At 72.0% G+C, this 11,319-nt stretch carries 11 protein-coding genes; 1 reads left to right on the top strand and 10 read right to left on the bottom strand.

Annotation, left to right across the window (positions count from 1 at the left end; genetic code table 11):
• Positions 1-82: 82 nt before the first annotated feature.
• The 6 genes from ACZ5L9_RS04960 to ACZ5L9_RS04985 all read right to left on the bottom strand — a co-directional run bounded on the left by ACZ5L9_RS04960 (position 83) and on the right by ACZ5L9_RS04985 (position 7,610).
• On the bottom strand, positions 83-2,095 hold the full coding sequence (locus ACZ5L9_RS04960) for a putative bifunctional diguanylate cyclase/phosphodiesterase (RefSeq protein WP_464534427.1): 2,013 nt from the start codon (positions 2,093-2,095) through the stop codon (positions 83-85).
• Positions 2,096-2,162: 67 nt separating this feature from the next.
• Complete coding sequence (locus tag ACZ5L9_RS04965) at positions 2,163-3,083, bottom strand: 1-phosphofructokinase family hexose kinase (RefSeq protein ID WP_464534428.1); 921 nt, start codon at positions 3,081-3,083, stop codon at positions 2,163-2,165.
• Positions 3,065-3,622, bottom strand: a complete 558-nt coding sequence (locus tag ACZ5L9_RS04970; RefSeq protein ID WP_464534429.1) for a Rossmann-fold NAD(P)-binding domain-containing protein — start codon at positions 3,620-3,622, stop codon at positions 3,065-3,067. The genes ACZ5L9_RS04965 and ACZ5L9_RS04970 overlap by 19 nt, the downstream gene beginning before the upstream one ends.
• On the bottom strand, positions 3,623-5,359 hold the full coding sequence (locus tag ACZ5L9_RS04975) for an IlvD/Edd family dehydratase (protein ID WP_464534430.1): 1,737 nt from the start codon (positions 5,357-5,359) through the stop codon (positions 3,623-3,625).
• On the bottom strand, positions 5,356-6,732 hold the full coding sequence (locus ACZ5L9_RS04980; RefSeq protein ID WP_464534432.1) for a family 4 glycosyl hydrolase: 1,377 nt from the start codon (positions 6,730-6,732) through the stop codon (positions 5,356-5,358). The genes ACZ5L9_RS04975 and ACZ5L9_RS04980 overlap by 4 nt, the downstream gene beginning before the upstream one ends.
• A 17-nt stretch (positions 6,733-6,749) precedes the next feature.
• Entirely contained in the window at positions 6,750-7,610 is an 861-nt protein-coding gene (locus tag ACZ5L9_RS04985; protein WP_464534435.1) for a fumarylacetoacetate hydrolase family protein, read from the bottom strand.
• Between the two features lie 60 nt (positions 7,611-7,670).
• Here ACZ5L9_RS04985 and ACZ5L9_RS04990 point away from each other — a divergent pair, with 60 nt between their 5' ends.
• Entirely contained in the window at positions 7,671-8,579 is a 909-nt protein-coding gene (locus ACZ5L9_RS04990; protein WP_464534438.1) for a hypothetical protein, read from the top strand.
• 86 nt (positions 8,580-8,665) lie between these two features.
• Here the strand turns inward: ACZ5L9_RS04990 and ACZ5L9_RS04995 are convergent, their stop codons facing one another.
• From ACZ5L9_RS04995 to ACZ5L9_RS05010, 4 genes are read right to left on the bottom strand one after another with little or no spacing between them, the layout of a single operon-like run.
• On the bottom strand, positions 8,666-9,352 hold the full coding sequence (locus ACZ5L9_RS04995; protein ID WP_464534441.1) for a polysaccharide deacetylase family protein: 687 nt from the start codon (positions 9,350-9,352) through the stop codon (positions 8,666-8,668).
• Positions 9,349-9,666 carry a hypothetical protein gene (locus tag ACZ5L9_RS05000; RefSeq protein WP_464534444.1) on the bottom strand — a complete coding sequence of 106 codons (318 nt, stop codon included), beginning with the start codon at positions 9,664-9,666 and terminating at the stop codon, positions 9,349-9,351. The genes ACZ5L9_RS04995 and ACZ5L9_RS05000 overlap by 4 nt, the downstream gene beginning before the upstream one ends.
• 44 nt (positions 9,667-9,710) lie before the next feature.
• Positions 9,711-10,580, bottom strand: coding sequence for a class II fructose-bisphosphate aldolase (locus ACZ5L9_RS05005; RefSeq protein ID WP_464534447.1), 870 nt, complete (start codon positions 10,578-10,580; stop codon positions 9,711-9,713).
• Positions 10,574-11,305, bottom strand: coding sequence for a DeoR/GlpR family DNA-binding transcription regulator (locus ACZ5L9_RS05010; protein ID WP_464534451.1), 732 nt, complete (start codon positions 11,303-11,305; stop codon positions 10,574-10,576). The genes ACZ5L9_RS05005 and ACZ5L9_RS05010 overlap by 7 nt, the downstream gene beginning before the upstream one ends.
• Between the last annotated feature and the right edge of the window lie 14 nt (positions 11,306-11,319).

Consider the following 11,319-nt stretch of genomic DNA (forward strand, 5'->3'; position numbering starts at 1 on the left):
CCGGTTGCCCCTAGGGCCTGTCACCACTGTGACGGAACGAGGACCCGATCGGTTGGCTCGGCCGCAGCCGGGTCTCGCGGCGTCAGCGCGCCTCTGCCGTCGTGGAGCCGGCCACCCGGGCGAGGAGGACGTCGAGCTCCGCGGGACGACCGAGGTGGTAGCCCTGCATCAGGTCGCAGCCCAGGGCCCGGACGACCGCGAGGTCGGCGCCGGTCTCGATGCCCTCCGCGACCACCCGCATCCCGAGGTTGTGACCCAGCTCGACCACGGACTGGGCGATCGCCGTCTTCGCGGGGTCCTCGGCCATGCCGGTGACGAAGCAGCGGTCGATCTTGAGCTCACGGATCGGCAGGTCCGCGAGGTAGCCGAGCGACGTCTGGCCCTGACCGAAGTCGTCGATGCTGACCTGGACGCCGGCCCGGTCGAGCTTCGAGAGGACGGCGCGGGCACGCTCGGGGTTGGTGAGCAGCGCGGTCTCGGTCACCTCGATCACGAGGCGGGACGCGGGGACGCCCGCGACGTCGAGCGCGTCGATGACCTGCTGGGCGAAGTCGTCGCGGACGACGCTGCGGGCCGAGACGTTGACGGCGATGGAGAGCGGACGCCCGTGCGCGGCGAGGCGGGACGCATCGGCCAGCGCGCTCGCCAGCACCCAGGCGGTGAGGCGCTCGATGAGGTCCGTCTGCTCGGCCATCGGGAGGAACCGACCGGGCAGCAGCAGCCCGTGCTCGGGGTGCTGCCAGCGGATCAGGGCCTCCGCCGCGACGACCTCGCCGGAGGCCACCTCGATCTGCGGCTGGTAGTGCAGCACGAACTGTCCGTCGGCCAGGGCGTACGGGACCTCGGCGATCAGCTCCACGTCCGCCGCGACGAAGCGCTCCATGGGGGCGCTGTACTCCGCGACGACGGAGTGGTCGGCCTTGGCGGCGTACATCGCGACCTCGGCGCGCTGCAGAAGGGTCTTGGTGGTCTCCACTCCGCCGGTGAGGCGCACGAAGCCGAGGCTGGGTGCCACCGTCAGTGGCAGCCCGGCCACCTCCACCTCCGAGGCGACGACGGCCATCAGCCGGGCCAGCTCCGCGTTGGCATCCGCGACGTCGCGCAGCACGAAGCCGAACTCGTCGCCCCCGAGCCGGGCCACGACGTCGGGGTCTTCGACGTGCGCGTCGAGCCGCCGGGCCAGCTTGACCAGCAGCTCGTCGCCGCTCGGGTGCCCGAGGGTGTCGTTGAGGTCCTTGAAGTTGTCGAGGTCCATGAGGGCCACGAGCGCCGGTCGTCCGCTCCGGCGCACCCAGGCCGCGGCCTCGGTGATCCTCTCCAGGAACAGGACGCGGTTGGGCAGCGCCGTGAGGGTGTCGTGGCGGGCCCGCCACGCGCTGGCCGCCAGCTCGCGGCGCAGTCCTCGGCTGACCGAGAGGGTGATGATGAAGAGCACCACGAACAGACCCGCCAGGCCGAGTGCCAGGTCGCGGTAGAGCACGCGCAGGCTCGCGTTCACGTTCGCCTCGATCGGGGCGTACGGCAGGTACATCTCCAGGACGCCGATCTGCTTCCCCGCCTGCCCCGCGGTCAGCGGTAGGTACACCTCGACGGCGGCGGGCCCGGCCGGACCCGTGTCGCCGCTGTCGGCGTTGACGTGGGTCAGGTGGGCCTCCACCTGACCGTCGGCGGCCGCCGCGACCTCGTCGTCATCGTCGCCGTCGTCGGCCCCCTCGCTCTTCGCCATCGCCTTCGACGTGGCGGACGCCCCGGGCTCGTCGTCGGAGGAGAAGATGACGGTGCCGTCGTTGTCACGCAGGCGCAGCCGCAGCAGGTCGCCGCCGGCGACGGCCCCGCGCACCAGCCGGCTCATCGCCCGCTGCTCGCGATCCGACAGCTGCCCGCTGAGCTGACGCCGGTCGAGCTGGGGCACGACAGCGGTCTGCGCGACCAGCAGGGCCTCCGAGCGGGCCTCGGAGAGACCCCGGCTCTGCGCCGTGCCGCGGATGCCGAGCGAGAGGCCGACCCCCAGCAGGATGACCGGGATCAGGATGAGCACGCCGTGCGTCACGAGCACCCGCGCCGCGGATCCCGTCCGCATCGGTCGCGCGTCCATGGTCGGGACCGTAATGCACGGACGCCGCACGGGCGGGCACTTTGCAGTGAACGCCTGTGGGCGGGCGTCAGGCGCGCACGATCTCCACACCGGCGGCGACCTCCCGGGCCCGGTCGGCGTCGAGCACACCGCCTCCGGGCCGCAGCGCGTTGGCGGTGGCCGCGCCGACGCCGAGACGCAGTGCGTCGAGCAGGTCGCCGCCGGTCTCGAGACCCGCGAGCATCCCGGCGAGCATCGCGTCACCGGAGCCCTGGGAGAAGGCCCCGACGATGCCCGTGGGCCGCGCCACCCAGCGCTCGCTCCCGTCCACGGCCGCCACCCCCGCCGTCGAGTCGGTGACCACCACGGCCCCACCGCTGCGGGCCGAGAGCGCCGAGGCGAGCTCGACCGCGGTGCTGCCGACCGGAAGCCCGGCCAGCGCCTCCGCCTCGACCCGGTTGACCTTGACGAGGCCGGCTCGTGCGGCGACGCCGACGGCCAGCGCCTCACCATGCGTGTCGATCGCCGAGCCGCGGCCCGACCGGATCAGTGCGGCGATGGCGCCGACGGCGTCCGCCGGGACCGAGCCGCTCACCGCGATCCTCCCTGCGCCGACGGCGTCCGCAGCCGCGCGGACCACACCGGTGACGACCTCGGGCGCGAGGGCGGGCGCATGCTCGTAGACCTCGGTCATCCGGCTCGTGGCCAGGGATGCGATCGAGACGCACATGCGCAGCGGAACGCTCGACTCGACGGCCACGAGCTCGACTCCCCCCGCTTCGAGCGCGGGGCCGAGAGTCTCCACATCGATCGACCGGAGCGGCAGGACCACCCGCACCGGAGCACCCAGCGCGGCCGCGACGCGGGCGACGTTGACCGCCTTGCCGCCGAGGTGTCGCACGGTGCCGGCCGGGCGGTGCAACCCACCCACGACGAGGTCGTCGACCACGTAGGTGACGTCGAGCGCGGGGCTGAACCCGACGACCGTGATCACGGCCGGTCCGCCCACGGACGGACCGCACCGAGCAGGCCGTCGCGATCGCTCGGCGCGAGGAGCAGGTCGTACGCCGCCGCAGCGATCTCGACCGGCGTGTGCCATCCGCCGTCGGCCCGCCAACCGAGGACCAGACGACGCCGGCGTGCGGCCCCAGGAAGCTGGTCGGAGGACCATGCCGCCCCCTCGGCCTCGTCGTCGCGAGGCGCCGCGACACCGCTGGTCAGCAGCTGGACCACCGGACCGTCGCCCATCGCGACCGACGACTCCAGGAACATCAGGTTCGACTCCTCGATCGCCGGACCGTACGCGACGGCGGCAGCAGGGGTGCGGCCGTCGGCGGCCCGGGTGAGGGCCTCGCCGATACCCGGCACGTGCGCATCGACGGGCACGGGCACCAGGCCCGGTCCGAGCTCGGTCCGGAGCGTCGCCAGCGCCTGCGCCGAGCGGGCGACCGCCAGCACCGGAGTGCCGGCGGTCACCAGTCGGATCGTCAGGGGCCGCAGGACGCGCGTCGCGCCGATGACGACCACCGGAGCGTCGAACGGCGCCATCTAGAACGCCTGCGGGGGGACCGCGTGTCCGCTGCCGCCCTCGAGGAAGTCCAGGTCAGCGCCCTCGTTGGCCTGACGGACGTGCTCCACGTACAACCGGGTCCAGCCGCGCTCGCTGCCCGGCACCGGGGTCGGCTTCCAGCCGGCCAGCCGCTCGGCGATCTCCTCGTCGGAGACGTCGATGTCGAGCCGACGGGCGGCGACGTCCAGGATGACGGTGTCGCCGGTGCGGACCGCGGCGAGCGGACCACCGACGGCCGCCTCCGGTGCCACGTGCAGGATCACGGTGCCGTACGACGTGCCGGACATCCTGGCGTCGGAGATGCGGACCATGTCGGTGCAACCCGAGGCGAGGATCTTCTTGGGCAACGGCAGGTTGCCCACCTCCGGCATGCCCGGGTAGCCGCGCGGGCCGACGTTGCGGACGATGAGGACGTCGCTCGGCTCGACGTCGAGGTCGTCGTCATCGGCGGCGGCGAGGTAGTCCTGGAGGTCGTCCCAGACCAGGGCACGCCCGCGGTGCACCATCAGCTCCGGCGCCGCGGCGGACTGCTTGATCACCGCGCCGTCGGGGGCCAGGTTGCCGCGCAGCACCGCGATCCCGGAGCCGGCCGGCTTGACCGGGTCCGTCATCGGGCGGATCACGTCGTGGTCGTAGCAGGTGCCGTCGGGGTAGTTCTCCGCGAGCGTCCGGCCGGTGATGCTGACCTGGTCGCGGTGGAGCAGCGAGCCGAGCTGGTCGACCACCACGCTCAGCCCGCCGGCGTCGACGTAGTCCTCCATCAGGTAGGTCCCGGTCGGCATCAGGTTGACCAGGGTCGGCACCTCGCGCACCAGGGTGTCGAAGTCGTCGAGGTCGAGCGGCACGCCGACGCGACGGGCCAGCGCGAGGAGGTGGATCACGGCGTTCGTCGAGCCGCCGAGCGCGGCGTTGACGCGGATCGCGTTCTCGAACGCCTCGCGGGTCAGGATCGTGCTGGGTCGCAGGTCCTCGGCGACCATCTCGACGATCCGGCGCCCGGCGAGGTGGGCGAGCCGGTTGCGGCGCGAGTCCACCGCGGGGATGGCGGCGCTGTCGGGCAGCTGGAAGCCGAGGATCTCGGCGATCGAGGCCATGGTCGAGGCCGTGCCCATCGTCATGCAGTGGCCGCGGGACCGGGACATGCAGGTCTCGGCCTCGCGCAGGTCGGCGTCGCTGATCCGGCCGGCGCGGTGCTCCTCGGTGAACTTCCAGACCGAGGTGCCCGAGCCGATCTCGGTGCCGCGGTACTTCCCGTTGAGCATCGGGCCGCCGGTGATCATCAGGGTCGGCAGGTCGACGCTGGCCGCGCCCATCAGGTACGCCGGCGTCGTCTTGTCGCAGCCGGCCAGCAGCACGACGGCGTCGAGCGGGTTGGCGCGCAGCGTCTCCTCGAGGTCGATCGAGATGAGGTTGCGCAGCAGCATCGCGGTCGGACGCACCAGCGGCTCGCCGGCCGAGGTCGTCGGGAACTCGAACGGCACGCCGCCGGCCTGCCAGATCCCGCGCTTGACGTACTCGGCGACCTCGCGCAGGTGCGCGTTGCACGGCGTCAGCTCCGACCAGCTGTTGGCGATGCCGATGATCGGGCGCCCCTCGAAGGCGTCGTCGGTCAGCCCCTCGGACCGCAGCCAGGAGCGGTGCATGAACCCGGTCTTGCCGGGGTCGCCGAACCAGGCCTGGCTGCGCAGCTCACGCCCGCCGTCCCCGGCGCTCATGCGAACCTCGGCAGGTGTCGCGCCTGGGCGGCCAGCAGGTCGTCGGTGAGGGCGGCCGCGACGTCGCTGTCCGTGACGCCACCGTCGGCGATCATCGCCTCGATGACCAGGTCACGGGAGCCGGTCATCGCTGCCTCGATGGCGAGGTAGACCGACGACAGCCGACGGTTGAGGACAGCGGTGAGCGGCGCCGACAGGTCGGGGACGGCCAGCGGACGGATGCCGCGGGCGGTGGCGACACCGGGCACCTCCGGCGCGGAGTCGTCCGGCAGCCCGGGGACCGCGCCGTTGTTGATCACGTTGCACGAGAAGATCTCACGCCGGTCGTGCAGCACCGACCTGATGATCGCAAGGAGCTGCTCCTGCTCCCCCGAGCTGCGGTGGAAGATCGTCTCGTCGAGCGGGTCCTCGCCGCGGGCCTGGCGCATCATCGCCTGGTAGCGGGCCTCGCCCCAGTCGAGGATCTCCGGCACGGAGAAGGCGTCCACGCCGAGCTTCTTGCCGTAGTAGTCGCCCGAGGCCCAGCGCTCGGGGAAGAACTCGGTCACGTGGCGGTCGCCGGCCGCCGGGAAGGCGCCGTACCGCCGGAAGAGCTCCCAGGAGAACGGGTGGTGCCAGACCGACACCTTGTCGTAGAAGATCGAGCCGACCTCGTCCATGTCGGGGACGGCACCCGTCAGGGGCAGCTCGCGGTCGAGGCGCTCGCGCACCAGCGGCCAGGCGTCCTGGCCACGCCACCGGAAGTCGTAGATGAAGGTGAGGTGGTTGATGCCCGCGTAGAGGGTGGACGTCTCCTCGAGCGGCTTGTCGATGAACTCGGCGAGCTCGCGCTGGATGTGATGCATGCCGTGGCACAGGCCGACGACGTCGAGCCCGGTGTAGCGGTGGATCGCCATCACGTTGGCGGTCATCGGGTTGCTGTAGTTGAAGTACAGGGCGTCGGGGGCCAGGTCGGCGATGTCCTGGGCGATCTCGACCATCACCGGGACGGTGCGGATCAGCCGGGAGATGCCGCCGGGCAGGATCGAGTCGCCGACCGGCTGGTAGATCCCGTGCGTCATGGTGATCTCGTGGTCGGTCTGCCACCCGGGGCGGCCACCGACGCCGACACAGGTGACGACGAAGTCGGAGCCCGGCAGCATCGTGCGGCGGTCGAGATCGCCGACGACCCGTACGCGGTGGGCGACGCCGCGCGCGGCGATCATCTTCTCGGCCAGGCCCTGGGCTCCGCGAAGCGCATCGGGGTTGACGTCGACGAGCCGGATCTCCCAGGACCCGAGGTCGTCCGCCGAGATCAGGTCGGCGAGCAGCCCGCGGGTGAAGACCGCGGAGCCGGCGCCGATGAGGGTCAGGACGTGCTGGTCGTTGCTCATGAGGGTGCCCTTCCGATTCAGACGTCGCGGACCGTGTTGCGCAGGGTCCCGATGCGGTCGATGGTGATCTCGACGACGTCGCCGTCGGCCAGGAACAAGGGTGGCTGGAGGAAGGCGCCCGCGCCCGAGGGGGTCCCGGTCATGATCAGGTCGCCCGGCTCGAGGGTCACGCCGTCACTGAGGTGCGCGAGGATCGCGGGCAGGTCGAAGACCATCGAGCCGGCGACGTCGTCCTGGACCACGTCGCCGTTGACGGCGGTCTGCACCCGCACGTCCACCAGGTCACCCATCTCGTCGGCGGTGACCAGCCACGGACCGGTCGGGGCGAAGGTGTCGAACGACTTGCCCCGCGTCCACTGGACGTCGCCGAACTGCACGTCGCGCGCCGAGACGTCGTTGCCGATCGTGTACGCCGCGATCGCACTCACCGTGGCGCTGCCGTCGGGCGCGCAGGTCGTACCGACGACGGCGACGAGCTCGCCCTCGTAGTCCAGCTGCTTGGTCTGGCTGCGCGGCGCGCGGATGTCGTCGTCCGGGCCGGCGATGCTGGTCGGGTACTTCGCGAACATCAGCGGGGTCTCCGGTGCCGCCAGGCCCGTCTCCGCGGTGTGGTCGAGATAGTTGAGCCCGACGGCGATGATCTTGCCGGGCCGCGCGATCGGCGCAAGCAGCGTCGTGGACGCGAGCGGAAGCACGCGCTCGGTACGGTGGCGAGCCACCGCGTCGGCCAGCGATGCGCCGTCGGCCCCTCGCAGCAGGTCAAGCAGCGGGTCGGTGCCGGTGAGGTCGAGCACGCGGGCCGTCTCGGCGCCCGGTGCGCCGTCGATCTCGACCGCGAGCACCACGTCGTCCTGAGTACGGACGCGGGAAAGTCGCATGGGGGTGTCCTCCTTGGTTTGCTCGGTCATTCAATCATTACTGAGCAGAAACGGCCATAGGTGCGCACGAAGTTCTATCATCTGGTCATGGACTGCTTATATCTGAGTGAAGTCGCCCCTACCGACGAAGCCGTGCTGGCCAGCCCGGGGGCCGGTCTGATGACCCTGACCCAGGGCGCCTACGGCAGTCGGGGGAACCTCGAGCTGGCAGCGCCGCACCCCGAGGGCGGCAGCACCGTGTGGTGGTTCAACTCCGACTCCCCCGCCGGCCCGGTCATCGAGCCCGCGATCCCGGCTGCCTCCTGGAGCGCCGGCCTGCACGTCCCGACCGGCGCCGGCGCTGCCCTCGCGATCGCGCAGCTGCGCTCGGGTCCGCTCTTCCTGGAGATCGTCTCGAGCGGGCCCGACGGCCTGGAACGCTGGACCTGGACCCCGACCTCGGGCTTCGCCCTGACGGGCTCCTGGGCGGGTGCCCGGCCGGGCACCGCCGGCCTCCCGTACGTGGTGGAGACCGACACCGATCTGGTGCTCGGTCACACCGAGACCGTGCCCGAGCGGCACGGCGGCGAGGACGGTGCGGGAGCGTCGTACCGCGTCCGCCGGCTGCGTGCGCCCCTCGCCCGCTACCCCGCGATGGAGCCGGCCCGTGACGAGAGCATCGAGCTGCCCGGCGAGCCGGCCGCCATCACCGCCGACGCCGAGGGCATCGTGGTCGTCGCCGTCCGCGATCGCGAGGAGCTGCTCCTGGTGCGCTGGTGCCACGACGGCAGCACCGCCACGGAGTCGACCGGCGTCGCCCCCGGTGCGGTGGTCGCCCTGGCGACCGACCCCGAGGTGATGCTCGTCGCCGGTCCGAAGGAGGCGGAGGCGCTCGCGTGCGCGTGGTCGGTGATGGACGAGACGTTGACGCTCGAGATCGCCCTGCGATCCGGGCTCGCGGTGACCCACCGGCGACACCGCCATCGCTGATCGTCCCCGCAGTCCTGAGCGACCGACGACGACGGCCCGCACGATCACATCGTGCGGGCCGCCGCCGGTGGGGGAGGGGAGATGGATCAGGCGCTGGGGAGACGCTGGATCATGGTGTTGCTGAACAGGAAGTCGTACCCGGCACGGAGGAGGGCCTCGTCGTGCTCGGGGCTGCGGCCGTACTGCGAGCCGTGCAGCCACGCGAAGGCGCGCGCAGGCTTGCCGATCGCCTCCTCCACGAACCGCTTCGAGGCGACCACCTCCGCCTCGATCTGGTGGGCGTCGTAGATCGTGTCGAAGCCCTGGTGGGTGGCCGTGTGCGGGTAGACCTCGTGCTGCTGGGAGAGCTCGATCATCTCCTCGACGTTCATCGCGATCCGCCCGCCCCCGAGGTCCTCCTCGACCAGGTAGATCCAGTGCGCCCGGGCGAACGCCTCCTGGTGCTCCGGGGGCGTGGTGATGAAGGAGGTGATCACCGGGAACCACGCGGTCAGCCCGGCCTTCTCGGCCGCGGGCGCAGCGACCGTGTAGCTGTTGCGGTAGCCCTCGTAGAAGACGGGCAGGACGCCCGGCTTGTCCTTGTGCCACTCGCCGGTCTCGAAGAGCTGCTCGAGGTCGTCCATCGAGACCGGGGCGAAGGCCTCGGCGTACTCGGCGAGCTCCTTCTCCAACGCCGCGCGCCCGCTCTCGGGCGTGCTGTGGAAGTTCACCACGCGGATCAGCTCCCCGCGGGCGAACGCGTCCTGATGGCGGCGCGACGTCACGATGGTCATCGGCCCTCCCCCTCTCGATGAGCCTGCTGGTCGAAGTGGCGGTAGGCGACGACCTGCATCGCCGTGATCACGCCGCCCTCGTCGTCGGCCGCGAAGACCGAGGACGGGGTGAGCAGCTCGGTGTAGGCCTCGAGCAGCTCCGCGTAGACGGCCCCCTCGGCGCGTGAGACGGCGTCCTCGGCGATCCGCAGGGGGCGGCGCTCGTCGACGAGCGCCAGCACCATCGGGATGCCTTCGCGGTCGAGGCGACGGGAGTGGCACTCGCGCAGCAGCGTGGCTGCCTGCTCGGCGGTTGGCCGGTCGGCCGGAGTCATGGTTCTCCTTGTCATCGTGGTCATCGTGGTCATCGTCATCGTGGTCACCGTGACGGCTGAAGCGGGGAAGGGTCGGTCCGCGGGGCGGCGGCACCGTCGACCACGGCGATCAGCCGCCGCACGACGGCCGTCATCTCCTCGCGCGCGGTGCGGAGGTAGGGCCGAGGATCGGATCCCGTGGACCCGGCGCCGGCCGCCACGGCGGCCGTGTAGGCGATGTTGAGCTGGGTGCCGACGTTGACCTTGACCAGGCCGGCGCGTACGGCCGCCGCGATCGTGGCGTCCGGAACGCCCGAGGAGCCGTGCAGCACGAGCGGGACCGCGACCCGGGCACGCAGCCGCGCGATCAGGTCGAGGTCGAGCACAGCGGTCGCCTCCGTCATCGCGTGCGAGCTGCCGACAGCCACGGCGAGGGCATCGACGCCGGTGGCGGCGACGTACGCCGCAGCCTCGTCGGGATCGGTGCGCACGTGCGGCGCGTGGGCGCCGTCCTTGCCGCCGATCTCGCCCAGCTCGGCCTCCAGCCAGACCCCGTGCTCGTGCACGAGGGCGGCGGCGCTGGCGGTCAGCTCGACGTTCTCCTCGTACGGGCGGATCGCCGCGTCGTACATCACCGACCCGAAGCCGGCGTCGACGGCCTGGGCCACCAGGGCGAGGTCCTCGACGTGGTCGAGGTGCAGGCCGACCGGAACCGCCGCCTCCTCGGCGAGGCGGCGGTAGGCGGCGGCGATCGGCCCGAGCCCGCCGTGGAAGCGGACGGCGTTGTGGCTCAACGCGAGGATGACGGGACGCTCCGCCGACTCGGCGGCGGCGACGATCGCCTCACCGTGCTCGATCGTGATGCCGTTGAACGCCGCGATGCCGCGACCCGCGCGGGCGGCCTCCGCGACCAGGTCGCCGGTGGGGGTCAGCACGTGATCACCCGGACGCCTCGCCGCTCGAACTCGGCGATGGTGTCGGCAGCGACGGCGTCGTCGACGACGAGGGTGTGGATGCCGTCGGTCGGCGTCAGCCGCACCGGCCCGCGCTGCTCGAACTTCGAGCTGTCGGCGAGCACGACGACCTTACGGCCGGCACCCGCCAGCGCGCGGTCGGTCCGCGACTCCTGCAGGTTGGCCCCGGTGATTCCCTCGACCGGGTCGACGCCGAAGGCACCCATGAAGACGAGATCCACGGTGAACTCCCGTACGGCCTCCGTGACGAGTCCGCCCAGCAGCGACATCGACTCGCGGCGCAGCTCGCCGCCGAGCACGATGACGTTGATCTCCGGGTACTCCGCCAGGCCGGCGGCGATCTGCACGCCGTTGGTGATGACGGTGAGCTCCCGCGCATCGGCGAGGAACGGCAGCATGTTCTCGGTGGTGGTGCCGCCGCTGATCAGGATCGTCGAGCCGGGCTCGACGAGGCGAGCCGCCGCCTCGCCGATCCGCCGCTTCTCGGCCGGAGCGCTCTGGGCGCGCACCGCCTGGCCGGCCTCCAGGCCGATCGAGGTGATCGCGGCGCCGCCGTGCACCCGCTCCACGAAGCCGCGCTCCTGCAGCTCGGCGAGGTCGCGACGGATCGTCGACGGGCTCGCGCCGAACATCTCGGAGAGCTCCTCGACGTGTCCGGTCCGATAGGTCCGAAGGTAGTTCAGCAAGTCATCCTGGCGCG

This window comes from Nocardioides sp. JCM 18998 (assembly GCF_055391535.1).

Bases quoted from the DNA above. Each gene is read 5' to 3' on its own strand.
- ACZ5L9_RS04970 (WP_464534429.1), bottom strand. From the start codon at position 3,622: ATGGCGCCGTTCGACGCTCCGGTGGTCGTCATCGGCGCGACGCGCGTC.
- ACZ5L9_RS04960 (WP_464534427.1), bottom strand. From the start codon at position 2,095: ATGGACGCGCGACCGATGCGGACGGGATCCGCGGCGCGGGTGCTCGTG.
- ACZ5L9_RS04985 (WP_464534435.1), bottom strand. From the start codon at position 7,610: ATGCGACTTTCCCGCGTCCGTACTCAGGACGACGTGGTGCTCGCGGTC.
- ACZ5L9_RS04975 (WP_464534430.1), bottom strand. From the start codon at position 5,359: ATGAGCGCCGGGGACGGCGGGCGTGAGCTGCGCAGCCAGGCCTGGTTC.
- ACZ5L9_RS04980 (WP_464534432.1), bottom strand. From the start codon at position 6,732: ATGAGCAACGACCAGCACGTCCTGACCCTCATCGGCGCCGGCTCCGCG.
- ACZ5L9_RS05000 (WP_464534444.1), bottom strand. From the start codon at position 9,666: ATGACTCCGGCCGACCGGCCAACCGCCGAGCAGGCAGCCACGCTGCTG.
- ACZ5L9_RS04995 (WP_464534441.1), bottom strand. From the start codon at position 9,352: ATGACCATCGTGACGTCGCGCCGCCATCAGGACGCGTTCGCCCGCGGG.